Raw genomic sequence first — 24,507 nt, forward strand, 5'->3', positions numbered from 1 at the left:
TCCGCGGCCAGGGCGCGGGCCGCCCGCGAGGCGGCGACGCCCGCCGCCGGGTCCAGCAGTTCCAGCACGGCCGCGGCCACGCCCGCCGGGCCGGGCTCCACGGCCCGGCCGGCGCCGGACCCGGCGACGTCCTTGGCGAGCCCGTTGGAGTGGGTGACCACCGGGGGCACGCCCACCGCGAGGGCCTCCAGCACGGACATCGGGAACGGCTCGTCCACCGACGGCAGCACGTACACGTGCGCCCGGCGCAGCTCGGCGAGCACCTCGGCCGACGACAGGGCCCCGGGCACGGTGAACCGGTCCTCCAGGCCCAGTTCGGCGATCCGGGCCAGCACCGCGGCCCGCTCGCCCTCGTCCGGACCGGCCACGACGAACACGGCGTCCGGGTGCGCCGCCAGCACGGCCGGGGCGGCGTCCACGAAGTCGACGGGGCGCTTGCGGGCCTGGAGCCGCGCCGAGTACAGGATGCGCGGCGGCCCCTGGGGGGCGGGGCGCGCCTCCTGCGCCGGGGTGCCGTTGACCAGCCGAACGGCCTGCGGAAGGGGGCCGCCCACGACCGCGTCCAGGCCCTCCCGTTCGTGGGGGGTCAGGTACAGCACCGCGTCCGCGCCGCGCAGCACCCGGCGCACGGCCAGCGCGTCCAGCACCTTCGCCAGCAGCCTGCCGCTCGGGTCGACCATTCCGTGCGTCTGGAGCACCAGCGGCCGCCCGGCCCGCAGCGCCGCGAGCGCCACCGGCAGCGTCACCAGGTCGCGCGCGAGGTGGACGTGGACCACGTCGGCGTCGCGCACGAGCCGCCCGGCGGAGGCGAGCAGGGCCGGGGAGGTCATGCCGCTGAAGCCGAGGGGGAGGATCCGGCGGGCCGGGAACAGCTTCGCGGGAACCCCCTCGACCTCGGTCGGCCAGGGTTCGCCGAAGCCCTCGCCGAGGGCGAGGAGGGCCGCCTCGTGGCCGCGCTCCCGCAGCCCCCGGGCCAGGTTGAGGGCGACCCGCACCGGGCCGCCGAAGGCGTGGGTGGGGGAGTGCAGGGTGACGGCGTGCAGGACTCTCACTCGGGCTCCTCGACGGGGCGGCGGCGCCCGTCCATCGTCTGCAGGGTCAGGGCGGGGAGGTCCTTGTGGACGACCGAGCCGGCGCCCGCGACCGCGCACCGGCCCACGGTCACCCCGGCCAGCACCGTCGCCCGCACCGCGACCCACGCCCCGTCCTCGACGGTGATGGGTGCGTTGCGGTAGCGGAAGTCGGCCGCCCGGTGGTCGTGGGAGCCGGTGCAGAGCATGGCCTCCTGCGAGACGCAGACGTTCGCGCCGATGGACACCGGCTCCAGGTTCAGCAGCCAGGCGCCCTCGCCGATCCACGTGTGGTCGCCGACGGAGAGCTTCCACGGCCACAGCACGCGCACCCGGTGCCGGATCAGGACGCCCTCGCCGATCTCGGCGCCGAAGGCCCGCAGCAGGGCCACCCGCAGCCGGGCCGGGCAGAACCACGCCATGAACACCGTGTTCATCAGGGCGAACCAGAGGGCCTGCACGAGCAGGCCGCGCCCCTTGTCGTACCCGGCCAACGTGAAGGAAGGAAGATCACGCAACGGTCGCACCTCATCGTTCTCCCCGGCGTCCCCCGGGGCCCCCACGGGCGGCGCCTCCCCTGGCGCAGCCCGCTCAGACTAGACTGCCGCCGGATCAGGCACATGGGGTGGGGGCAGCAGTGGCAACGGACATACGCAAGCCCCTCATCGAGGCGCTCCGCCCGGACCCGCGGGAGGAGGCGGAAGCCGCCCGCTGGGGCCGCGTCACCACCCCCCGCACCCTGCTCTCCCGGGCCCTGTCCGTCCCGCTGATCCTCGGCTTCACCGTCTTCCTGCCGCTGATCGTCGCCGTCCAGACCGGCGACGGCCGCCGCGACGCCGCCTTCTGGCTCCAGCTCCTGCTGACCATGTACGCGGGCGTACGGCTCTCCGCGATGATCCTGACCAGCCGCCGCAAGCTGCTCCAGGGATCCTTCTGGCTGTTCGTCTACATGGCGATGGGCGTGGCCCCGCTCGCCCAGGCGGTCCTGGGCCGCGTCCCGACCCCGGTGGTCGGCCCGCGCTCCGACCTCACCCTCGCCATCGGGCTCGTCCTGCTCGGCTGCACCGCCTTCGACGTCGGCGTCCTGCTCGCCCGGCACCGGCCCGCCGTCAGGACGTCCGGTGCCCGCAGCCAGGCCGTACGGCCCGTCATGGCGCACCGGCGCCGCCTCCAGCTGCTGACGGTCCTCGCCTTCGGCTGCTCGGCCGTCTTCATCCTCAAGCTCGGCGGCCCCGCGGTGTTCTTCTCCAGCCGCCAGGAGATCATCGCCGGCATCCAGGAGGCGGGCGTCTCCAACGGCGACGGCCAGGCCGGGCAGGCGTTCCTCCGGGGCTTCGGCACCGTCCCGGCGCTGCTCGCGCTGCTGCTGTACACCCGCTGGCTGATCACGTCGAAGTACGCGCGCCGCAAGGTGTCGGTCATCGTCACCTGGGCAGCGCTGTGCGGGCTCAACCTCGTCGTCAACAACCCCATCTCGAACCCGCGCTACTGGTTCCTCACCGTCATGTTCGCGCTGCTCTTCACCGTCTTCCCGGTGAGCGCGGCCATGTACCGGGTGGCGCTGTCGATGGCGGTGGTCGTCGCCCTGCTGGTCTTCCCGTTCGCGGACCGCTTCCGGTACGACGAGAAGAACTACAAGCCGGTGGAGACGACCTCGTTCCTGGAGCCGATGGCGCTCAAGGACTACGACCAGATCGGCATGTTCGCGAACACGATCACCTTCTCGGAGTCCGGGCCCGGCCACTTCTACGGCCGCCAGCTCGCCGGGTCGGTCTTCTTCGCGGTGCCCCGCTCGGTGTGGCCGGGCAAGCCGCGCGACACCGGCGTGATGGTCGGCCAGTGGATGGGCACCGTCAACACCAACCTGTCGTCCCCCATCTGGGCCGAGCTGTGGATCGACTTCGGCCCGCTCGGCATGGGCGCCGGCCTGCTCGGGATGGGATACGCGGCCGCACGCGTCGACCGGCGGTACGCGAAGCGGGCCACGCGGCGGGCGCCGCCCGGCAGCCTGATCTCCGTGGTCGTGCCGCTCGTCGCCGGCTACTCGTTCATCCTGCTGCGCGGGCCGCTGCTGCAGGCGTCGGGCCGCGTCGCGATCGCGGCGCTGTGCCTGGCGCTGGTGGCGACGTACCGCACGGACAAGGCCACCACCCTCCGCTGACGGGCGGCGGCGCAGGCCGCCGGCGGACTCAGGGGAGGGGGAGCCGGGCGGCGCGCAGCCAGGCCGCCGCCGCCTTCGCCGCAGAGCCCAGGACGAGCCCCCACGCGGCTCCCGCCACGCCGAACAGCGCGTACCCGCCCAGCAGGAAGCCCACGGACAGCAGAGAGAACACCACCTGCAGGGACAGCGTGGCCTTCGGGCTGAGCACCCGCAGCGTCAGCAGCGCGCACGTGCCCAGCCCCATCACCGCGTACTGCGCCCCCGTGGCCGGCAGCAGCGCCGACGCCGCCTCCCAGGTGTCGCCGAGGAGCCGCCGCCCCACCGAGTCCGGCAGTGCGTACAGCGCGGCCCCCCACGCGGCGCCCAGCACCGCCAGTGCCGCGCCCATCGCCGCCGTGATCCGGATGACGCCCCGCTTTCCGGAGGCCCGGCCCACGACCGGCGGACCGAAGGCGTTCGCGGAGTTGAACAGCACGTTCAGCGGCCCGAACACCGTGGTCGCACCGCGCAGCGCGCCGACCGCCAGCGGGGTCGCGAACACGCCCAGCCCGAGCACCGCGAGCTGGCTCGCGCCGTTGCCGACGGCGAACTCCACGGCGAAGCGCTGCCCGAGGTGCCCGCGCCGCAGGTACGGGCGCAGGTCGGCGCGCGCACCGCGGACGTACGGCCGCAGCAGGAGCAGTCCGAGGGCGAGCGCCGGCAGCGCGGACAGGCCCCACGCCAGCACCAGCCGCCCCGGCGCGGACCCGTCGGGCTGGACGAGGAGCGCGGCGACCGCGCACACCAGCCGCAGGGCGTCCGCGGCCAGGGCCCGTTCGGGCGTGCGCAGCGCCGAGAAGCAGTACCGCAGCCCGTCCTGGAGCAGCACCGCCGGCAGGACGATGCCCAGGGCGAGGAAGGCCGCCCCGGCGTCCCCCGGCAGCAGCGCTCCGGTGACCGCGAGCACCGCCCCGGCCGCGGCCGAGGCGGCCGCGGTGAAGCCGAGGGCGGAGCGGCACACCGCGCCGAGCCGCTCCGCGTCCTTCTCCAGGACGGTGCTCTGCCCCACGCAGGCCGTGTTCAGCCCGAGCAGCACGCTGAAGGCGACGTACACCATCGAGAAGTCGGCGAAGCCGGCCGCGGTGGACAGCCGGGCGGCCAGCACCACCACCAGGATGTTGGTGGCGCTGGACGCGGCCTGGTCGAGGACGGAGGTGACGGCGGCGAGGCTCCGCCGGCTCACCTGTTGCCCATGCGGACGGTGCGCAGCGCCACGGTGTCCGTGCCGTCGCCCGGGATGTGCTGCTCCGCGGCCCCCGCCAGGGCGCCGCGGGGGCGCCCTTGGACTTGCCGCGGCCGCGCTTCTCGACGGGCAGCGGGGCGTGCACGACCGCGCCGAGGACGGTGCCGCCGGCGCCGGTGATGAGCTCGCGGATGCGGACCAGGTCGGTGCGGTGCACGGCGCGCGGGTCGCAGACCACCAGCACGCCGTCGACGCGGTCGACGAGCGCGAGGGCGTCCGCGTACGACAGGACGGGCGGGGCGAGCACCACGACGGTGGAGTTGGGGGAGTCGGCCTCGGAGATGAGGCGGGTGGCGCGCGGCGAGGTCAGGGCGCGGGCCACGTTGCGCACCCGGTCGCCGGGGATGAGGTCGAAGGCTCCGGACTCGCCGGCGTCGACGACGAGCTGGCGGCCGTCGGGCCACTCGGAGTCGCCGTGCGCCCCGGGGGCGCCCGTACCGGAACCGCCCGGCATCTGGCTCCAGCGGGGCCGGCCGCCGGCGTCGGTGGGCAGCTGGCTGGCGAGCACCGGGGTGCGCAGGTCGGCCTCGATGAGCAGGACGTCCTTGCCGGTCTCCGCGAAGGAGGCGGCCAGGTTGACGGCGACCGCGGCGGCGATCTCGCTGCTGCCGCGCGGGGCGACGACGAGGAGCCGGCGCCGGTCGGCGAAGCGGGAGTCGTAGGCGAGCCGGAAGGCGACGGAGCGGAACGCCTCGGCGAGCCGCGGATCCTCCTCGCCCGCGGCGAGGAGCGGCCCCGCCGGGCTCTTGTCCTTGGGCAGCGAGCCGAGGACGGGGGCGCGCAGGGCGCGCGCGACGTCGCCCTCGGAGCGCGGCGCCGGGTCGAAGACGAGCCGCACCCAGGCGGCGAGCAGGCCGAGGGCGAGGCCGACGGCGGCTCCGAGGGCGAGGGACATCACGATGCCCGGGCCGTCGTCGTCGCCGGGCGGGGTGGCGGCGCTGGTGACGCGGCCGGGGGCCATGTCCAGGGCCTGGAGCTTGGCGATGTTGCTGTTGAGGGTGTTGACCTTGCTCTGCAGGTCGGTCTTGGAGGAGTACGCGGCGTCGCGCGCCGGGCCCGCCGGCATCCCGTTGATCTGCCGGACCAGCTCGTCGAGCTGCTTGGCGACCGGGTCGCGCTGGTCCTGGTAGCCCTTGACCATCTTGTCGCGGGTGACGTCGAGGGCCTCCTGCCGCTTCAGCAGGTAGGCGTCGGTCATCGCGTTGGCGCGCTTCGCGGCCTCCTTGGGGGAGGACGCGGTGTAGGTGAAGCGGAGGACCATCGTCTGCGGCGGGTTGGTCACCTGGAGGCCGGCGCGGAAGGCGGCGAAGTCCTTGGAGGTGACGCCCAGCTTCTTCGCGGCCTCGTTGGCTATGGAGCTGGACAGGGCGACCTGCCGCTCGGAGCCGATGTTGATCGCCTTGTCGGGGGCGAGGCTGGGGTTGAACGGGTCGTCGGTGGGCGCGCGCAGCACCACGTCGGTGGTGGCCACGTAGGTGTCGGCCGTGGAGATGCCGAGGTAGACACCGCCCAGCAGCCCGACCCCGATGCCCGCGCCGATCAGCCGCCGGTAGCGCAGGAGCTGGCGGAACTGGTCCCGGAGGAGGTCGGGTTCGTCCTCGGCCGGGACCGCTGCGGGGCGGTTCGTCTCGATCACGGCTGCGGACCCCCAAGTGCTTCGTCTATCAGTGCGTCGATGCGGGCCAGGCCCGCCTCGCGGCTCAGGTGGGCCGCGACGTGGCGGGGCCCCGCCGCGCCCAGTGCGTCCGCGCCCGCGGGGTCCTCGGCCAGGACCCGTACGGCCTTGAGCAGCGCTTCGGGGTCCTCCGGCGGAACGAGCACCCCCGCTCCCGAACGTTCCACTTCCTGCGCCGTGCCGCCCTCCGCGGCGACGGAGGCGACGACGGGCCGGCCGGCCTGGAAGTACGAGGTCAGCTTGGACGGCACGCTCATGTCGAGCACGGCCGCGTGCTGCGTCACGGCGAGCACGTCCGCCGCGGCGAGGATATCCGGGAACTCTCCGTCGGCGGCAGGGGGGATGATGTCCAGATTCGGCACGTCGGCGGAGAGCGACTCCAGCGCGGCCCGCCGGCTGCCGTCGCCCATGAGGACGAAGCGGACGGACGGGTCGAGGCGGGCGGCGCCGACGAGCACCTCCAGGCCCTGCTTGAGGCCCATGTTCCCGGAGTGCAGCACCACGGTCTGGCCGGGCGCCCAGCCGAGGTGGCGCCGGGTCTCGGCGCGCGGCCGCCTGGGCTGGGGCACGTGGGACCAGTTGGGCACCAGGCGGATCCGGCCGGGGTCGACGCCCATGCCGACGACGCGGTCGGTGAAGGTCTCGTGGATGATGCCGACGAGGGCCGCCCGCTTCAGGGCGTACGCCTCGGCGCGCCCGGCGAGGACGGCCGCCTTGTCGCCGCCGCTGATGCCGCTCTGCGCGGCGGCGGCGCCCATCAGGTCCTGCACGACGGGGACGAACGGGACCTTCCACTTCGCCGCGAGGCGGGCGGCGAGGATGCCGCCTGCGAGGCTGGGCATCTGCGCCATGACGGCGTCGGGGCGGCCCATGCGGGGCGGGGCCACCGCGCCGTGCAGGAGAATCGATCCTTCGAACAGGGCGCGCTTCACGGCGGTCTGGTGGGCCGGCACGGTGTGCGCGCGCCGGTGCACGGTGACCCCAGTGCGCCGTTCCGTGCGCCGGAGCGCCCCCTTGTACTCCGGCTCCAGCGACCACGACGGGTAGTGCGGCATGCCGGCGAGGACGTGCGTCTCGTGGCCGACTTCCGCCCAGTGCTCCGCGATCTGGGTGGCGTACGGGCCGATCCCCGCGTGCTCGGGAGCGTAGTTGGTGGAAACCAGCAGCAAGCGCCGGTGGCCGGATGTGGACACGTGAGGTCCCCTTCTCCCCAGGATGATGCGCTGGTCACCCTATTCGTTCACCGGCATGCCGTGGAACGTGCACGCTATTGTCTGCTAATCCACCACACCGGGGGGTGTGGTTGCTGGGGGGTAACTCATGACGGAGCAGGACATGTCCGAACTTGGCGCCGGGGCGCGCAGACCGTATCGAGTCGGCTATGCGCCGGGCGCGTACGACCTCTTCCACATCGGACACCTCAACATCCTCCGGCACGCCCGGAGCCGCTGCGACTACCTGGTGGCCGGCGTCGTCTCGGACGAGATGGCCGAACTGGCCAAGGGGCGGCGCCCGATGATCCCGCTCGTGGAGCGGCTGGAGATCGTCCGCAGCGTGAAGTACGTGGACGCGGCGTTCGTCGAGACGGTCCCGGACAAGGTGGAGACCTGGAAGCAGGTCCGCTTCGACGTCCTCTTCAAGGGCGACGACTGGCGGGGCACCCCCAAGGGCGACAGGCTGGAGCGCGACTTCGCCGCCGTCGGCGTCGACGTCGTCTACTTCCCCTACACGGTGCACACCTCCAGCACCCAGCTGCGCCGGGCGCTGGACGCGCTCGCCGGGCCGCCCGCGGAGGGCGTCACCGCCGAACGGCGCTGAGCTCCCGGAACCACTTCGCGAGGAACGCCGCCAGGAACAGGGCGGCGACCGCGCCGAGGCCGGCGTACGCCCAGCGGAACAGCCCGCCGCCGCCGAGCAGGAGGAACACCAGGCAGAAGACGCCGTAGTCGACGGGCAGGAGGGCCGCCGCGCGCAGGGTCGACGGCGCGGCGGCGGGGCTGCCCGGCGCCGGCCGGGGCTTGAGCTTCTCCGTCAGCAGCCCGCCGAAGAAGGTGACGACCGCCGCGAACTGGAAGCCCAGCGGCACCAGCAGCCAGCCGGCGGAACCCGTGCCGTACGCCTCGGGGAAGCGGAAGAAGGCGATGAGCACGCAGGAGTGCAGCGCGGTCAGCTTGGCCGCGTCGACGACGTGGTCGAGCCATTCGCCCGCCGCGCTGCCGCCGCCGCGCAGCCGGGCCAGCTGCCCGTCGGCCGAGTCGAAGGCGAAGCCGGCGGCCAGCGCGGCCCACACGGCGGCGCCGAGCGCCCAGGACGGCGGGACGAGGGCCACGGCGGCGACGGCGGCGAAGCTGAAGGCGGCGCTGACGAGGGTGACCTGGTTGGGGGTCAGCCCGAGGGCGTACGACCCGGCGGCCAGGTAGCGGCCCGCCGGCCGGTTGACGAACCGCGAATAGAGCGAGACCCCCTTCGCCGACTTCTGCGCGCCGCGCAGCTCCCGCAGCGCGGTTCCGACACTCGCCATGCGCACCCCTGTTTCCCGCGACGGCACACCTGCCCGGGCGAGGCACGTGTGTACGAAGGCCACATCATCGCAGGGCCGGAGCGGGCTCCCGTGCGGAATCCGCCGCGCGGACGTCCGGGAGCAGCAGCACGCCCAGGTTCGCCGCGGCGCTGAGGACGGCGGCGGCCAGCAGCGGCACGGCCGTGCCCGCCGCGGCCGCGAGCGGGGCGGCGACGGCGAGGCCCAGCGGGCGCGAGGCGAAGGAGATCAGGGTGTCGAACGAGCCGACGCGGCCCAGCGCCTCCAGCGGTATCCGGCGCTGGAGCTCGGTCTCCCACAGCGGGCTGAGGACGCCCAGCCCGAACATCGCGGCGAAGTAGGCGGCCGCCGTCACGCCGAGGGGCAGCCGCAGCGCGAACGCGGCCAGCGGCAGGGCCTGCACCGCCGCCCCCACGGCCACCCCGTACAGCGGGCGCCGGATCGGCAGCCGCCCGGCCGCCCACACCCCGGCCAGCAGTCCGGCGGTGCCCACCTGGGCGATGACGACCCAGGAGCCGGCCCCGCCCAGGCTCTCGACCGCGATCAGCGGCCCGAGGGTCAGCAGGAGCCCGGCGGCGAGGTGCCAGACGCCGTGGGCGAGGGCGTTGGCCAGGAACCACGGGTGGCGGCGCGCCTCGGCCCAGCCGCCCCGCAGCTCGTCGGCGAACCCGGCCCGCACCCGGGCCGCGGGGGCGTGGAGGGGCCGCAGCCCGCCGAGGGTGAACGCGGAGCCGGCGAACAGGGCGGCGGTCAGGAGGGAGGACCACCCGGCGCCGAGGGCCAGCACCGCCCCGCCCGCGGTGGCGGGGCCGGCGATCTGCGCGATCCCTCCCGCCACGCCGAGCCGGGCGTTGGTGCGCAGCCGGTCGGGGGCGGGGACGACCGCGGCGACCAGGGTCCGGGCCGACGGGTTGCCGAAGGCGACGCCCACGCCGGTCGCGGCGGCGAGCGCGGCGAGCCAGCCGATCCGCACCGGCCCGGCCAGCAGCAGGAGCCCGGTCCCGAACTGGGCCGCGGCGCGCACCAGGTCGGCGGTGAGCACGACGCGCCGGGCGGGGAAGCGGTCGGCGGCCACCCCGGCGACGGGGAGCAGGAGCAGCATCGGCACCAGTTCCGCGGCGAGCACGATGCCGAGGTCCGAGGCCGAACCGCCGCGCACGACGGCGAGGGTGAGGGTGGTGGGGATGAGGGCGGTGGCGAAGGCGGCGCAGGTGCGCCCTGCGAGAAGCCTCCGGATCGGCGAGGTCATGACAGCAGGCTATTTCGCCAGCGAATCATTCGTCAACGAAATATATGGCGGCGGGTGCGATAATCCCCCCATGGACACAGAGGACTCCGTCGACCGCCACATCGCCCGCTGGAGCGGCAAGGTGCCCTTCGACGTGCCCACGGAAGGCGTCATCACCCGGATCCAGCTGCTGGCCAAGCACGTGAAGTCCGGCAAGGAGCGGGCCCTGGCCGAGACCGGCCTGCAGGAGTTCGAGTTCGAGACCATGCACCGGCTCGCCGGCCGCGGCGCCCCCTGGCGGGCGCCCTCCGCCGAACTCGCCGCCGAACTGCTGCTCTCCCCGGCCGGGATGACGGGCCGCCTCGACACCCTGGAGAAGTCCGGGCTGGTCCGGCGGGTCCGCGCCGAGGGGGACCGCCGCCGGGTCGACGTCGAGCTCACCGACGAGGGCCACCGCCGCTGGATCGACGCCATGCGCTGGCGCGGCATCGCCGAGGCGGAGATGGTCGAGCCCCTCGACGACGGCGAGCGCGCCGCGCTCTCCGCGCTGCTCAAGCGCATGCTGCTGCACGTCGAGGCGAAGTAGCCCGCGACCGCGCCGCGCGCCGCGCCCGCCCGCCTCCCTCAGTCCGCCACGCGCAGCAGCAGCACCGACCGCGCCGGCACCGCCAGCTCCTCCCCGCCCCGGTGCCGCGTGCCCGGCGCCGAGGCCTGGTCCTCCCGCGAGGTGTCCAGCAGCAGTTCGTACTCCGCCGCCCACGGCGGCCCCGGCAGCACCCACGGCAGCGGCCGGTCCCCGGCGTGCAGCAGCGCCAGGAAGCTGTCGTCCGCGACCTGCCGGCCCTGCCCGTCCCGGCCCGGGATGTCCCGCCCCGACAGGTACATCCCCAGCGCCGCGGCCGGCGCGTACCAGTCCTGCTCCGTCATCTCGGCCCCGGCCGGAGTGAACCAGGCCAGGTCCCGCAGGCCGTCCGCCGCCTGCGGCCGGCCGGAGAAGAACGCCCGACGGCGCAGCACCGGGTGCTCCTGGCGGAGCGCCACCAGCCGCGACGCCAGCGTGCACAGCTCCCGCCACTGCGGATCCTCCAGCAGCGACCAGTCCACCCAGCCGATCTCGTTGTCCTGGCAGTACGCGTTGTTGTTGCCGCCCTGCGTCCGGCCGAACTCGTCGCCCGCGACGAGCATCGGCACCCCCGTCGACAGCAGCAGCGTGGTCAGCAGGTTGCGCAGCTGCCGCCGCCGCAGCGCCCCGATCCCGGGATCGGCGCTCTCGCCCTCGGCGCCGCAGTTCCACGAGCGGTTGTCGTTGGTCCCGTCCCGGTTCTCCTCCCCGTTCGCCTCGTTGTGCTTGCGCTCGTAGCTCACCAGGTCCCGCAGGGTGAAGCCGTCGTGGGCGGTCACGAAGTTCACCGAGGCGTACGGCCGCCGCCCGCCCCACGCGTACAGGTCGCTCGACCCCGACAGGCGGTAGCCGAGGTCCCGGACGTCGGGCAGGGCGCCCCGCCAGAAGTCCCGGACCGCATCCCGGTAGCGGTCGTTCCACTCCGTCCACAGCGGGGGGAACGCCCCCACCTGGTAGCCGCCCGAGCCCACGTCCCACGGCTCTGCGATCAGCTTCACCCGGCGCAGCACGGGGTCCTGCGCGATGACCGCGAGGAACGGCGACAGCATGTCGACGTCGTGCATGGACCGGGCCAGCGCCGCCGCGAGGTCGAAGCGGAAGCCGTCCACCCCCATCTCGGTCACCCAGTACCGCAGCGAGTCCGTGATCAGGCGCAGCACGTGCGGCCGGCCCGCGTGCAGGGTGTTCCCACAGCCCGTGTAGTCGGCATAGCGCCGCTGGTCGTGCTGGAGCCGGTAGTAGCCCCGGTTGTCGATGCCGCGCAGCGACAGCATCGGCCCCAGCTCGCCCGCCTCCGCCGTGTGGTTGTAGACCACGTCCAGGATGACCTCGATGCCCGCCGCGTGCAGGGCCCGCACCATCCGCTTGAACTCGCCGACCTGCTGGCCGGCCGTGCCGCTGGAGGAGTACCCGGCGTGCGGCGCGAAGTAGCCGACCGAGTTGTAGCCCCAGTAGTTGCGCAGGCCCCGGCGCAGCAGGTGGTCCTCGTGTGCGAACTGGTGCACCGGCAGCAGCTCCACCGCCGTCACCCCGAGCCGCACCAGGTGCTCGACCGCCGCCGGGTGGGCGAGGCCCGCGTAGGTGCCGCGCAGGTGCTCGGGAACACCCGGATGGCGCATCGTGAACCCGCGCACGTGCAGCTCGTAGATCACCGAGTCGGCCCACGGCGTCTTCGGCCGGACGTCGTCCGACCAGTCGTCGTCATCGTGGACGACGACGCCCTTGGGCACGAACGGCGCCGAGTCCCGGTCGTCGCGCACCGTGTCGGCGATGTACTGCTGCGGCCAGTCCCGGACGTGCCCGTACACCTCCGGGGGCAGCGTGAAGTCGCCGTCGACGGCCCGCGCGTACGGGTCGAGGAGCAGCTTCGCCGGATTGAAGCGGGCCCCCGTCCAGGGGTCCCACCGGCCGTGCACCCGGTAGCCGTACCGCTGGCCGGGCCGCACTCCGGGCAGGAAGCCGTGCCAGATCTCGTGCGTCAGCTCGGTCAGGGCACACCGCGTCTCGGCGCCGTCCGCGTCGAAGAGGCAGACCTCCACCGCCTCGGCGCCCTGCGCCCACAGGGCGAAGTTGGTGCCTGCCGTCCCGTCCGGCCCGGTCCGGAAGCGGGCCCCCAGCGGGTGCGAGGACCCGGGCCACACCGGCGGCCCGGCCGGCTCCGCCGCGGCGCCGGGCCCCGCCACCCGTACGGCCCCCGGGGCCCGGGGAACCCCCGGTGCCTCCACTGCGTCCACCGCGGCATCCACCGCATCTTGCTCGGCTGCGCTCGACACTGCCCGCCTCCACGGCTCCTCGGTACCGGCGGGGGCAGGGCTTGCGGTCCGGGCGTCCCGGCCCGGTCCCGCCCCCGTCTGGTCCTTCCCACTGTTCTGCCCGGACAGTTCCCCCCGGAACGTGGGCCGCGGCGACGTTTCCCCGGCGGGACCCGGTCGTTGGAGGGATCGTGACACTTCTGACGAGGCGGGCAGGGGCGGCCCTGGCCGCCGCAGCGGCCTGGGCGTGCCTGCTGGGCGGGCTGTCCGCGTGCACCGGCGAGGGCGGCGGCTCCCCGGTCGAGATCCAGCTGCCCGGCAAACCCCGCTCCCCGGCGGAGGCCATCCGCATCACCCCCGAGGACAACGCCGAGGACGTCCCCGCCGAGGGGCCGCTGAGCGTCCGCGTCCCCGAGGGCCGCCTGGAACGCGTCGTCGTCACGAAGGTGGAGGACGCCCAGGAGGTGCGGGTCCCCGGCGCGATCGCCCCCGACGGGCTCAGCTGGAGCCCCGACCCGGACGCCGGCCGCCTCGCGCTCGCCGCCAAGTACACCGTGGACGCCGTCGCCGTCGACGGCCACAACCGCCGCCAGGCCCGCCACACCACCTTCACGACCTACGTGCCCGAGGAGCGCTTCATCGGGTACTTCAAGCCGGAGAACCGCTCCACCGTCGGCGTCGGCATGATCGTGTCCTTCCGGTTCAGCCGGCCCATCGAGAACCGGGCCGACGTGGAGCGGGCCGTCACCGTCACCGCCGATCCCCCCGTCGAGGTCGCCGGCCACTGGTTCGGCCGCGACCGCCTCGACTTCCGGCCCCGGGACTACTGGAAGCCGGGCACCGAGGTCACCGTCCGCATCAGGCTGCGCGACGTCCAGGGCGCCCCGGGCTCGTACGGCATCCAGGACAAGACGGTCCGCTTCACCGTCGGCCGCGCCCAGGTCTCCACGGTGGACGCCGCCGCGCACACCATGGCGGTCCGCCGCGACGGCCGGCTGCTGTCGACGGTCCCCATCAGCGCCGGGTCTCCGGAGAACCCGACCTACAACGGCAGGATGGTGGTGATGGAGATGTACGACGTCACCCGCATGAACGGGCAGACCGTCGGCTTCGGCGGCGAGTACGACATCCCCGACGTCCCGCACGCGATGCGGCTCACCACCTCCGGCACCTTCCTGCACGGCAACTACTGGGTCAGCCCCGACACCTTCGGCTCCGCCAACACCAGCCACGGCTGCGTGGGCCTGCGCGACGACAAGGGCGGCGGCTCGGACACCCCCGCCGGCTGGTTCTTCGACCGGACCCTCGTCGGGGACGTGGTGGAGGTCGTGAACTCGCAGGACAAGACGGTCGCCCCGGACAACGGGCTGGGCGGCTGGAACATGTCCTGGACGGAGTGGGCCGCCGGCTCCGCCCTGTCCTGACCGCCGCCCCGGCCGCCGCCCGCCCGCGCTCCCGCCCCTGCGGGCGCGCGGGTGAATTCGCATGACCGGATTGCCGTAGCGCAGGGAGTGTCCGCGCGCCCCCCGCCTGACCCCGCCCGCAGCCTGACAGGGCACATCAGCGCAGGCAAGGACGGAGTCTCATGTCAGCAAGGAACTGGGCCCTCGGGCTCGCGATCGGAGCCGCCGTGGCCGCGGGCACGCCCGCCGCGGCCCTGGGCGCCGACACCAGCGGGGAACGGCCCGCCGCGGCAGCGGCGCGGGCTCCGCTGCCCGGCGGCCTCGGCCCGTGCGTCCCCGGCGACTGCCCCAGCCCCTTCCCGCCGATCGGCAGCAACGGCATCCCGGTGGGCCGCGACAACGCCGTCAACATCTTCGCGGGCGGGGACTTCCGCGTCCGCGGCACCGCCTCCGAGGCCGAGGGCCGCCTCGTCGTCCTCGGCGACTTCGACCAGGACAAGCAGGCGGGCGGGGACCAGCGGTACAACGTGGGCGTCGTCGGTGCCGGCTCGTTGGTGCCGCCGCCGGCGGGAGGGGACTTCCTCACCACCGGCCGGGACGTCACCGTCGCGGACGGCGAACGCCTCCTCGCCGACACCGGGGTGGTCCGCCACGGCGGCTCCCTCACCGGCACCGTCACCGGCACCCTCGTCGCCGACCCCGACGCCGCCGCCCCCTACGCGGGCCTGCGCGACCGCCTCACCGCCGCAAGCCAGTGCTACGCCCGGGTCGAAGGACAGCCCCGTCCGGCCACCGGCACGGCCGTCAACAGCGGCTTCGAGACCCTCTTCACCGGGGACGGCACCTCGCCCCTCCAGGTGTTCAACGTCGACGCCGACCTCGTCAACCCCGGCGCCATGAACGGCCAGCAGGGCATCCGCTTCGCCCGGATCCCCGCGAACGCCACCATCCTCGTCAACGTCCTCGGGGCCGCCCGCACCATCAACACCTTCAGCGGCGGGATCGCGGACACCGACCCCCTCAACGCCTACCGCGAACGCCTCCTGTGGAACTTCCCGGACGCCGCGGCGGTCAACCTGAACGGCACCGGCCAGTTCCAGGGCAGCGTCCTGATCGGCAACCAGGCCTCCGAGACCGTGGTCACCCTGCCGGGCATGAACGGCCGCTTCTTCACCACCGGCTCCGTCACCCACGGCAGCTCCACCCTCCCGGGCAGCGGCCAGGAGTTCCACGCCTACCCCTTCACCGGCGACCTCCCCGAATGCGGTCCCGGACCCGAGCCGGTGACCGGCGCGGTGTCCGTGCTCAAGCGGGACGAGAACGGGGCCGCGCTCCCCGGGGCCCGCTTCGAGCTCTGGCGGGAGACGAACGGGCAGGACGGGGCCCAGTTCACCGGCGCCGACCCGGACACCCGCGTCGCGGAGTGCACCACCGGCGCGGACGGCCGCTGCTCCCGCGAGGTCGAGCCCGGCACCTACTACTGGCGGGAGACGGCCGCCCCCGCCGGCTACGAACTGCCCGCCGACCCCGTCTTCCCGCTGACCCTGACCGCCGACGGCGCCGAAGCGGGCGTCGGCGTCACCGTCGACAACACGAGGCTGCCCCAGCCGGTCACGGGCCGCGTCGCCGTCCGCAAGGTGGACGCCGCGGGCGGCGCCCCGCTGGCAGGCGCCGTCTTCGAGCTGTGGCGCGAGGCCAACGGGACGGCGGGGCTCCAGACCCTCGGCATCAACCCCGACCAGCGCGTCGGCGCGGAGTGCACCACCGGCGCGGACGGCCGCTGCTCCCGCGAGGTCGAGCCCGGCACCTACTACTGGCGGGAGACCGCCGCGCCCGCCGGGTACGAGCCGCCCGCCCAGCCCGTCGCCACCGTGGTGCTGACGGCGCAGAACGCGCCGGCCGGGGTGACGGTGACGCTCCCCAACACCCGGCGCAGCGAGGGCGGCGGCGCCGTCCAGGTGCTGAAGCGGGACAAGGCGACGCAGCTGCCGCTGCGCGGGGCGGCGTTCGACCTCTGGAAGGAGGCCAACGGCACCGAGGGGCTCCAGACCGCAGGCGCGAACCCGGACCTCCGCATCGGGTCGGGCTGCACCACCGATGCCGAGGGCCGCTGCGGATTCCGGCAGCTGGAGCCTGGCTCGTACTACGTCGTGGAGACCGCCGTGCCCCCGGGCTACGTGCTTCCGCGCAACCCCGTCACCGGCCCGCTCGTCCTGGACGCGAACACCCCTGGCGCCACCGTCGCCGTGACGGTCGACAACCGCCGCGAGGGCGCGTGCGACTGCAAGGACAAGGAGCACGGCAAGGACAAGAAGGAGAAGGACGAGAAGGAGAAGGACAAGAAGAAGGACAAGGACAAGAAGAAGGAGAAGGAGCGGGAGAAGGCCGAGAAGCCGCGCTCCTGATCCGGTGTCCCCGCAGGGCCCCCGCGAGGCGCAGGAGCCGCGCGGGGGCCCTGCGCCGCCCGCTGCCGGGTGTTGGGACGGAACGGTGACATGACCGTTTCTCTTCGTGATGTCTCCGTGTGTTTTCCTGTGGGCAAGCGCGCGAGCGTCCGCGCGCGGGGGACATGGGGAGAAGAGAAAAGTGAAGCTGCAGCCGATTCGCGGCCGTGCCCGCCGCACCGGTCTGCCGGCCCTCCTGTTGGGAGCGGCGCTGCTGTTCACGAGCGCGTGCAGCAACGGCGGCGACGCCGGCGGCGCCGGCAGCGCAGGCGCGGGGGGCGCGGCCAGGACGGGGACGGAGGCCTCCAAGGCCGTCGTGACCGTCAAGCCGGACGACGGGTCCAAGGAAGTGGCCACCAGCGGCGTCCTGAAGATAACCGCCACCGGCGGCAAGCTCACCGCGGTGACCGTCGCCGACACCAAGGGCAACCAGGTCGAGGGCAGGATATCGGCGGACGGCGCGGGCTGGGAGCCGGCGCGGCACCTGGCATCGGCCACCGAGTACAAGGTGCACGCGGTCGCCAAGGACGAGGCGGGCCGCGAGTCCGCCAAGGACACCACCTTCACCACCCTCACCCCGAAGAACACCTTCGTCGGCCACTACACGCCCGAGGACGGGCAGACCGTCGGCGTCGGCATGCCGGTGTCGTTCAACTTCACCCGCGGCATCACCAACACCGAGGCGGTCGAGAAGGCCATCACGGTGACGGCCGAGCCGTCCGTCCCGATCGAGGGCCACTGGTTCGGCAACGACCGCCTCGACTTCCGCCCGGAGAAGTACTGGGCCGCCGGAACCAAGGTGACCGTGAAGATCGCCCTGGACGGCGTCGAGGGCCGGCCGGGCGTCTACGGCAAGCAGACCCGCACGGTCAGCTTCACCATCGGCCGCTCGCAGGTCTCCACGGTCGACGCGAGCGAGCACACGATGCAGGTCGTCCGCGACGGCCAGGTCATCAAGAACCTGCCCATCACCGCGGGCGCCCCGTCGACGACCACGTACAACGGCCAGATGGTCATCAGCGAGAAGTACAAGGTGACCCGGATGAACGGCGCGACCGTCGGTTTCGGAGGAGAGTACGACATCTCCGACGTCCCGCACGCGATGCGGCTGTCGACCTCGGGCACCTTCGTCCACGGCAACTACTGGGCGCCGGCCAGCACGTTCGGCTCGCAGAACGTCAGCCACGGCTGCATCGGCCTGAAGGACGTCCGCGGCGCCTACGACGGCAACCAGCCCGCCGCCTGGTTCTTCAACGAATCGCTCATCGGCGACGTCGTCATCGTGAAGAACTCCAAGGACAAGCAGATCGCCCCGGACAACGGCCTCAACGGCTGGAATATGGACTGGGCGGAGTGGATCAAGTAGCTCCTCCGCGAGCCCGCCGACTGCGGCCCGGTGCTGTGACCCACGGCACCGGGCCGTTTGGTGTTAACCGGCGCTAACCTTCCCCGTATGACCATCTCTCTCGAAGTCTCCGAAGGCGTCGGCACCATCCGCCTGGACCGGCCGCCCATGAACGCCCTGGACACCGCCACCCAGGACCGGCTGCGCGAGCTGGCGGCCGAGGCCGCCGACCGGGCCGACGTCCGGGCGGTCATCCTCTACGGCGGCGAGAAGGTGTTCGCGGCCGGCGCGGACATCAAGGAGATGCAGACGATGGACCACGCGGCGATGGTCGCCCGGTCCCGCGCGCTCCAGGACGCCTTCACCGCCGTGGCGCGGATCCCCAAGCCGGTCGTGGCGGCCGTCACCGGCTACGCGCTGGGAGGCGGCTGCGAGTTGGCGCTCTGCGCGGACTACCGCATCGCCGCCGACAACGCCAAGCTCGGCCAGCCCGAGATCCTGCTCGGCCTCATTCCCGGCGCGGGCGGCACCCAGCGCCTCGCCCGCCTGGTCGGCCCGTCCAAGGCCAAGGACCTGATCTTCACCGGCCGGATGGTCAAGGCGGACGAGGCGCTCGCGCTCGGCCTCGTCGACCGCGTCGTGCCCGCGGCGGAGGTGTACGAGCAGGCGCACGCCTGGGCGGCGGCGCTCGCCCAGGGCCCGGCCATCGCGCTGCGCGCGGCGAAGGAGTGCGTCGACGCGGGCCTGGAGGCGGACATCGACACGGGCCTGACCATCGAACGGAACTGGTTCGCGGGCCTGTTCGCGACCGAGGACCGGGAGCGGGGCATGCGCAGCTTCGTCGAGGAGGGCCCGGGCAAGGCCAAGTTCCTCTGAGGCGGCGGGAATTCACCGGTCCTCCCTGGGGGTGGATTAGCCCGGCATTAAGGCAGCCTTAAGCGGGGCGCGCGATCGACCGCGGGTGGTCCTCGCACTGCGGTGCGTCACCCCAGTTCAGCGCCCCCGGGCGGGCTTCCGGTTGCCCGGCGCATATGACGGGGCACCCCTGCGCGGCGTCACGCTGCGGGGGGTGTTTTCCCGCGGAACGGCCCGGGCGGGCCCGCGGGCCGTCCATGATGGGGGCATGGCGGGCCTGGAAGGTGTGGAGCAGCCGCGGCCGCAGGGCGGCGCCGCGGCCGTGCGGCCGACGGCGGCACTGGAGGACGAGCAGGGCCTCGGCGCGGTGGAGGAGTACGGCAATCCGGCCGAGGCGGAAGTGACCCTGCCGTCCATGCCGGTCTCGGCCGGGACCGCCCGCCGGCTCGCCCAGTACGTGGTGATCCGCTTCTGGGGCTTCTCCCCGCAGGTCGCCGAGCACACCGTGCTGCTGGTGTCCGAGCTCGTCGGCAACGCGGTGCGCCATACGGGCGCCCGCTCGTTCGGCTTACGGATGGTGCGGCGGCGCGGCTGGATCCGGGTGGAGGTGCGCGACCCCTCGCGCGGGCTGCCCTGCCTGATGCCGGTGCACGAGCTGGACACCACGGGGCGGGGGCTCTTCCTGGTCGACAAGCTGTCCGACCGGTGGGGCGCGGACCTGCTGCCCCGCGGCAAGATCACCTGGTTCGAGATGCGGGTGGCGGACCGCTGAGCGGGCCCCGGAACGCCTGAAGCCCCCGTGCGCCGAGATGGGGCGTCGTGGGGGCCTCATGGGTCCGCCGAGGATCGAAGGGGGTGTGATCCTCGGCGTGGGCGACTTCGCTCGGGTCAATGGGGAAGCCGTGATTCCGACTATGGCAGACGGGGGACCGAATGCCAAAAGTCCCAACTCGGACATAAGTGTGCATATCCTAAGACTTTCCCGCTAAATCTTAGGTGAGGTCAGCCACGTACCTCGCAATCCATGAATAGGTATCCACCCGTCCGTGTGAATCCTTGATCGGATGCGGGGTGTACCCCCGGATGGGTCTTCTCCGGCCGGCATCCCGAATTGGGTCAATCGTTACTTCTCACCCCAACGACCCCTTAAATGGGCGGGTGCCTTGCTACCCGGACCGCAGGTCCGCCCTCCGCGCCGGTGCGGCAGCCGCCGCCGGAGCCCTCGCCACCGCCTGCGGCGCGGGCGGCGCCCACCCCTCCGCCGCACCGGCCTACAACGCCGCCGAGGCCGCCCTCAAGGCCCGCCGGGACGACGAGCGCCGCCTGGGCACCGAGCTCGGCCGCGCCCGCGCCGCCCTCGCCGCCGAGCGGGCCGCCGCCGGCCGGATCGCCCGCGAGCAGTACCAGGGGGTGCGCGGCCTGTCCCCGTACGCCCGGGTGCTGCTCACCGGCGATCTGCGGGCGGCCCAGGACCAGCGGCGCCTCGCCGCCCGCGAGGGCGCCCGCCAGGCGGGCGTCCTCGCCCGCCTCGCCCGCGGCGAACAGCGCGCCGACACCCTCGCCACCGCCGCCCGCAAGGCCCTCGGCGCACAGCAAGCGGGCGCGGCCCGCAAGAAGGAGCTGAAGGAGGAGGCGGACCGCAGGCTGCGGGAGGTCGAGCGGATGCTCGCCGCCCTGACCCCCGACCAGCTCACACAGGTGGACGCCCGCGAGGCCCGGAACGCCGACTCCGCGCAGCGCGAGCTCCTGGCGTCGGGGGCGCTGGGCGCGCCCGCCTCGACGGCGGCCCGCACCCCGACAGCTGCCGGCGGCTCGGCCCTCGCCTACGCCGCCGCGCAGGTCGGCAAGCCGTACGAGTGGGGTGCCGAGGGCCCGGAGGCGTTCGACTGCTCGGGCCTGACCTCGCAGGCGTGGGCCCACGCCGGCCGGGCGATCCCGCGCACGAGCCAGGAGCAGTGGGCGCGGCTGCCGCGGGTGCCGCTGGACCGGCTGCGGCCGGGGGACCTGGTGGTGTACTTCCCGACGGCCACGCACGTCGCCCTCTACATCGGCGACGGCAAGGTGATCCAGGCCCCGCGGCCGGGCGCCGCGGTGAAGGTGTCGCCCATCGCCGCGAACCCGCTGCTGGGGGCGGTGCGCCCCGACGCGGGCGACACCCCGCTGGCGTCGTTCGTCCCGCCGCCGCTGCCCGAGGCGGCCTCGGCCGGGGACGACACCGGCTACTCGGCGGCCGGACCGCCCGTCGGTGCGGACGCCGCACGGGAACCGGGCACGGACCGGGAACCCGGCACGGCTGCCGCCTCGGAACCGCCCGCCTCCGCGCCCGCGCCCGCCTCCGCGCCCGCCTCGGCGCCCGCGTCCCCGTCAGCCTCCGCGCCCCGCACCTCCGCCAGGTAGTCCGCCGCGTCCTGCGGGTCGTAGAAGAACGCGTCGAAGTCGGCCGGGTCGTCGAAGCCGTTGGCGAACCGGTCCGCGACGTCCTGGTACCGCCCGCCGGCGCCGATGAGCTCCAGCACGTGCCCCGGCGGCGGCGCCAGCATCGCGTTCGTCCACTGCGTCACCGGCTTGCCGGTGGTGAACCAGAACTTGTCGAAGGTGGCCTTCATCCACGCCTCGTCGAACGGCTTGTCGCCGTGCATCAGGATCGACGACAGGTAGGAGGCCGCGCACTTGGCCGCCGAGTTCGCGCCCTGCCCGGTGATCGGGTCGTTGGCGACGACGACGTCCGCGACGCCCAGCACCGCCCCGCCGCCGGGCAGCCGCCCGATCGGGTTGCGGACGGTCGGCGCGTACCGGCCCGACAGGGTGCCGCCGGCGTCCGTCAGTTCGACCTCCGCGGTGCGCGCGTGCTCCCACGGCGTGAACGCCTTCATGAGGTCCAGCGTCAGCGCGAGGTGCTCGGCCGGGTCGTTCACGCCGCGGAAGACGTCGAGCGGGCCGCCCGGGACGCCCTCCCAGAACAGGATGTCGGCCCGCCCCGACGTGGTGAGCGTGGGCATGACGAACAGCTCGCCCACGCCCGGCACCAGGTTGCAGCGCACCGCCTCCGTCCCGGGGTGCTCGGGCCTCGGGGCGAGCCCGTGCACGTACGAGACGGCCAGCGCGCGCTGCGGGCTGCCGTACGGGGAGCGCGCCTCGTCCCGCCCGAACATCGACACGAGCTCGCCCTTGCCGGCCGCGACGAGCACCAGGTCGTAGGTGCGCGAGAAGTAGTCCAGGTCGGCGACGGACGCGCTGTGCACGACGAGCTGGCCGCCCTGCTGGACGAACGCGTCGAGCCAGCCCGCCATCTTCACCCGCTGGTCCACCGACTGCGCGTACGCCCTGAGGCGCCCGAGCCAGTCGACGGCGCGGGTGCCGTCGGGCCCGGCGACGGAGACGCCGAGGCCCTGGATCCGGGGGGCGTGCCGGGCCCAGAAGTCGAGCCCGAGGTCCCGCTCGTGCCGCAGGGCGGTGTCGAACATGACCTGCGTGGACATGACCCGGCCGGTGCGGATCTCGTCCGCGGTCCGGTTGGACATGAGGGTGACGTCGTACCCCTTCACCCGGAGGCCGACGGCGAGCTGGAGACCGGACTGGCCGGCTCCCACGACGAGTATCTTGCGCATCTCACGTCTCGATTCGGGGTACGGGTGGGTGGCTGGTGGTGCGGGCGGGGCAGGGCGGGACGGGTGCGACGGGTGGGTCCCGCCGCTATTCGGGTGTCGCTTCGAGGGCGTGCCCGACGAGCATGAGCAGCGACTCGACGACGGTCTCCCGGCGCCGCGCGTCCATGATCAGTACGGGTACGCGGTCCGGGATGGTGAGCGCCTCCCGCACGTCCTCCGGCTCGTACGCGTGGGAGCCGTCGAAGTGGTTGACGGCCACGGCGTACGGCAGCCCGCAGCTCTCGAAGTAGTCGAGCGCGGGGAAGCAGTCGCGCAGGCGGCGCGTGTCCGCCATGACGATCCCGCCGATCGCGCCGCGCACGAGGTCGTCCCACATGAACCAGAACCGCTCCTGGCCGGGCGTCCCGTACACGTACAGCACGAGGTCGTCGGCGAGGGTGACCCGGCCGAAGTCCATGGCGACGGTGGTGGTGTTCTTCTCCGGCACGGCCGACAGGTCGTCGGTGGCCACGCTGGCCTGCGTCATCACCGCTTCGGTGCGCAGCGGGGCGATTTCGGAGACCGACGACACGAAGGTGGTCTTGCCGACGCCGAAGCCGCCCGCGACGAGCACCTTGACGGCGACGGGCGCGCGGGAGCGGTCGTACTGCCAGGGCTGGACGGGTTCGTCGTCGATGCCGGGTTCAAAGACGGCGAAGGCCACTGAGCACCCTTTCGAGCAGTGCGCGGTCGGGGCGGCCCGGGCCGTGCCCGGTGCCGTAGACGCGGACCCTGCCCTGGTCCGCGAGGTCGCTGACGAGGACGCGGACGACGCCGAGCGGCAGCTTGAGCAGGGCGGCGATCTCCGCGATGGTGCGCATGCGGCGGCACACCTCGACGATGGCCGGCATCTCGGGCATCCGGTCCCGGCCGGCGTCGCGGTCCGCGGCCGACGCCTCCTCGGCGGCGTTGCCGCCGCCGGGATGCTGCGGCTGCGAGACGCGGCTGTCGAGGGCGGCGACGAACGTCTCGACGTGCAGGACCTGCGTGAAGCGGGTGCGGCCGCCCGTCAGGGAGTACGGGCGGACGCGGGCGGGTCGGCGATCGGCTCCGCGTATCGGAAGCCGGTCGGAGGCCGTACCTCTCACGGGGTGTTCTCCATGGACTGGCGCAGCTCGCTGCGGACTTCGGGGGTGAGGACGTGTCCGGCGCGGCCGACGAACAGGGCCATGTGGTAGGCGACGACGCTCATGTCGCAGTCGGGCGTGGCGTGGACGCCGAGGAGCGAGCCGTCGCTGATCGCCATCACGAACACCGAGCCGTGCTCCATCGCGACCATGGTCTGCTTGACGCTGCCGCCCTCCATGAGGGCCGCCGCACCGGTGGTGAGGCTGCCGAGGCCGGAGACGATCGTGGCGAGGTCGGCGGACGCGCCGCGCGGGCCCCTGGGCCGGCCGGTGCCGCCCGGGCCGTGTCCCGCGCCGTGTCCCGCGCCCGGGCCGCTCCCCCCGGCGGAGGCCGCGGCCGCGCCGCCGGGGTCGGAGGACAGCAGCAGCAGCCCGTCCGAGGACACGACGGCGACGGAGTTGACGCCGGGCACCTCCTCGACCAGGTCGGTCAGCAGCCACTGCAGGTTGCGGGCCTGGGTGCTCAGTCCGTACGTACTGGGCGCGGTCATGTGCGTGCCTCCTGTGCGGTGTCCCCCTGGTCGGTGTCCTGTGCGAGTTCGGCGGCGACGACGCGCCGTCCGTCCCGCGTCCCCTGGTAGAACCCGCCGAGCCGGCGGCGCAGTTCCTCCGCGTCGACGCGGCGCGGGGCCGGCCGTGCGGGGGCCGCGCCGGGTCCGGCGGCGGCGCCGGGGGCCGTCCGGGCCCGGTCGGCGGCGACGACGCGGGGCGTCCGCTTGGGCAGGCCCTTGTCGGTGACGGCCTCCGTGGTGCCGGGCTGGGGGTGGCTGCCCTGGCGGGGGACCCACTCGTTGTCGGCGGGGGCGTGCCGGTGCGGCTCGGCCGCAGCGGGTACGCCGCCGCCGGCGGTGAAGACC

The 24,507-nt window shown here is 74.0% G+C and carries 20 protein-coding genes and 2 pseudogenes; 10 read left to right on the forward strand and 12 right to left on the reverse strand.

The window, feature by feature from the left end:
• The coding region (locus EF903_RS09555; protein ID WP_125542761.1) for a glycosyltransferase at nucleotides 1-1,052 on the reverse strand (1,052 nt) is incomplete at its 3' end.
• Complete coding sequence (locus EF903_RS09560; protein WP_125542762.1) at nucleotides 1,049-1,588, reverse strand: WcaF family extracellular polysaccharide biosynthesis acetyltransferase; 540 nt, start codon at nucleotides 1,586-1,588, stop codon at nucleotides 1,049-1,051. The genes EF903_RS09560 and EF903_RS09555, both read right to left, overlap by 4 nt.
• A gap of 131 nt (nucleotides 1,589-1,719) precedes the next feature.
• Between EF903_RS09560 and EF903_RS09565 the strand changes: the two genes are divergently transcribed.
• On the forward strand, nucleotides 1,720-3,231 hold the full coding sequence (locus EF903_RS09565; protein WP_399420486.1) for a hypothetical protein: 1,512 nt from the start codon (nucleotides 1,720-1,722) through the stop codon (nucleotides 3,229-3,231).
• Between the two features lie 28 nt (nucleotides 3,232-3,259).
• Here EF903_RS09565 and EF903_RS09570 read toward each other — a convergent pair whose 3' ends face one another.
• Complete coding sequence (locus tag EF903_RS09570) at nucleotides 3,260-4,453, reverse strand: hypothetical protein (protein ID WP_125542763.1); 1,194 nt, start codon at nucleotides 4,451-4,453, stop codon at nucleotides 3,260-3,262.
• A gap of 191 nt (nucleotides 4,454-4,644) precedes the next feature.
• Between EF903_RS09570 and EF903_RS33900 the strand changes: the two genes are divergently transcribed.
• Nucleotides 4,645-5,175 (forward strand): hypothetical protein, encoded by a 531-nt coding sequence (locus tag EF903_RS33900; RefSeq protein WP_185902592.1) that lies wholly within the window; start codon nucleotides 4,645-4,647, stop codon nucleotides 5,173-5,175.
• A 970-nt stretch (nucleotides 5,176-6,145) separates the two neighbouring features.
• Here the strand turns inward: EF903_RS33900 and EF903_RS09580 are convergent.
• Complete coding sequence (locus EF903_RS09580) at nucleotides 6,146-7,351, reverse strand: glycosyltransferase (protein ID WP_125542777.1); 1,206 nt, start codon at nucleotides 7,349-7,351, stop codon at nucleotides 6,146-6,148.
• 172 nt (nucleotides 7,352-7,523) lie between these two features.
• Between EF903_RS09580 and EF903_RS09585 the strand changes: the two genes are divergently transcribed.
• Nucleotides 7,524-8,006 (forward strand): adenylyltransferase/cytidyltransferase family protein, encoded by a 483-nt coding sequence (locus tag EF903_RS09585; protein WP_125542764.1) that lies wholly within the window; start codon nucleotides 7,524-7,526, stop codon nucleotides 8,004-8,006.
• Here the strand turns inward: EF903_RS09585 and EF903_RS09590 are convergent.
• Entirely contained in the window at nucleotides 7,987-8,709 is a 723-nt protein-coding gene (locus EF903_RS09590; RefSeq protein ID WP_125542765.1) for a CDP-alcohol phosphatidyltransferase family protein, read from the reverse strand. The two genes, EF903_RS09585 and EF903_RS09590, sit on opposite strands and share 20 nt — an antisense overlap.
• Nucleotides 8,710-8,773: 64 nt before the next feature.
• Nucleotides 8,774-9,976: an MFS transporter gene (locus tag EF903_RS09595; protein WP_125542766.1), complete on the reverse strand. Its 1,203-nt coding sequence runs from the start codon at nucleotides 9,974-9,976 to the stop codon at nucleotides 8,774-8,776.
• A gap of 70 nt (nucleotides 9,977-10,046) precedes the next feature.
• On the opposite strand from EF903_RS09595, the gene EF903_RS09600 reads away from it, so the two are divergent.
• Entirely contained in the window at nucleotides 10,047-10,541 is a 495-nt protein-coding gene (locus EF903_RS09600) for a MarR family winged helix-turn-helix transcriptional regulator (protein ID WP_260615032.1), read from the forward strand.
• 38 nt (nucleotides 10,542-10,579) lie between these two features.
• Here the strand turns inward: EF903_RS09600 and glgX are convergent, their stop codons facing one another.
• Nucleotides 10,580-12,850: a glycogen debranching protein GlgX gene (gene glgX, locus EF903_RS09605; protein ID WP_125542768.1), complete on the reverse strand. Its 2,271-nt coding sequence runs from the start codon at nucleotides 12,848-12,850 to the stop codon at nucleotides 10,580-10,582.
• A 179-nt stretch (nucleotides 12,851-13,029) separates the two neighbouring features.
• Between glgX and EF903_RS09610 the strand changes: the two genes are divergently transcribed.
• The 6 genes and pseudogenes from EF903_RS09610 to EF903_RS35100 all read left to right on the forward strand — a co-directional run.
• Entirely contained in the window at nucleotides 13,030-14,253 is a 1,224-nt protein-coding gene (locus EF903_RS09610; protein ID WP_125542779.1) for an Ig-like domain-containing protein, read from the forward strand.
• A 161-nt stretch (nucleotides 14,254-14,414) separates the two neighbouring features.
• Nucleotides 14,415-16,637, forward strand: coding sequence for a choice-of-anchor A family protein (locus EF903_RS09615; protein WP_125542769.1), 2,223 nt, complete (start codon nucleotides 14,415-14,417; stop codon nucleotides 16,635-16,637).
• A gap of 187 nt (nucleotides 16,638-16,824) precedes the next feature.
• The gene (locus tag EF903_RS09620) at nucleotides 16,825-18,042 is read left to right on the forward strand and encodes an Ig-like domain-containing protein (RefSeq protein ID WP_260615035.1); all 1,218 of its coding nucleotides are present in this window, start codon (nucleotides 16,825-16,827) and stop codon (nucleotides 18,040-18,042) included.
• A gap of 87 nt (nucleotides 18,043-18,129) precedes the next feature.
• Nucleotides 18,130-18,897, forward strand: coding sequence for an enoyl-CoA hydratase/isomerase family protein (locus tag EF903_RS09625; protein ID WP_125542771.1), 768 nt, complete (start codon nucleotides 18,130-18,132; stop codon nucleotides 18,895-18,897).
• 142 nt (nucleotides 18,898-19,039) lie between these two features.
• Entirely contained in the window at nucleotides 19,040-19,648 is a 609-nt protein-coding gene (locus EF903_RS09630; RefSeq protein WP_390335475.1) for an ATP-binding protein, read from the forward strand.
• 890 nt (nucleotides 19,649-20,538) lie between these two features.
• A pseudogene (locus tag EF903_RS35100) lies at nucleotides 20,539-20,928 on the forward strand (C40 family peptidase); the annotation flags it as partial.
• 167 nt (nucleotides 20,929-21,095) lie between these two features.
• On the opposite strand, the gene EF903_RS09640 reads toward EF903_RS35100, so the two are convergent.
• From EF903_RS09640 to EF903_RS33905, 5 genes and pseudogenes are all read right to left on the reverse strand, one after another.
• Nucleotides 21,096-22,484: a styrene monooxygenase/indole monooxygenase family protein gene (locus EF903_RS09640; protein WP_185902593.1), complete on the reverse strand. Its 1,389-nt coding sequence runs from the start codon at nucleotides 22,482-22,484 to the stop codon at nucleotides 21,096-21,098.
• An 85-nt stretch (nucleotides 22,485-22,569) separates the two neighbouring features.
• On the reverse strand, nucleotides 22,570-23,187 hold the full coding sequence (locus EF903_RS09645; RefSeq protein ID WP_125542774.1) for an ATP/GTP-binding protein: 618 nt from the start codon (nucleotides 23,185-23,187) through the stop codon (nucleotides 22,570-22,572).
• Nucleotides 23,168-23,611 carry a DUF742 domain-containing protein gene (locus EF903_RS09650; protein ID WP_125542775.1) on the reverse strand — a complete coding sequence of 148 codons (444 nt, stop codon included), beginning with the start codon at nucleotides 23,609-23,611 and terminating at the stop codon, nucleotides 23,168-23,170. Before EF903_RS09650 ends, EF903_RS09645 begins: the two co-directional genes overlap by 20 nt.
• Nucleotides 23,608-24,141 (reverse strand): roadblock/LC7 domain-containing protein, encoded by a 534-nt coding sequence (locus EF903_RS09655; RefSeq protein WP_125542776.1) that lies wholly within the window; start codon nucleotides 24,139-24,141, stop codon nucleotides 23,608-23,610. The genes EF903_RS09650 and EF903_RS09655 overlap by 4 nt, the downstream gene beginning before the upstream one ends.
• Nucleotides 24,138-24,507: pseudogene (locus EF903_RS33905) on the reverse strand (hypothetical protein); the annotation flags it as partial. The gene EF903_RS09655 and the pseudogene EF903_RS33905, both read right to left, overlap by 4 nt.

Source organism: Streptomyces sp. WAC05292, from assembly GCF_003949955.1.
Lineage (GTDB): Bacteria > Actinomycetota > Actinomycetes > Streptomycetales > Streptomycetaceae > Streptomyces > Streptomyces globosus.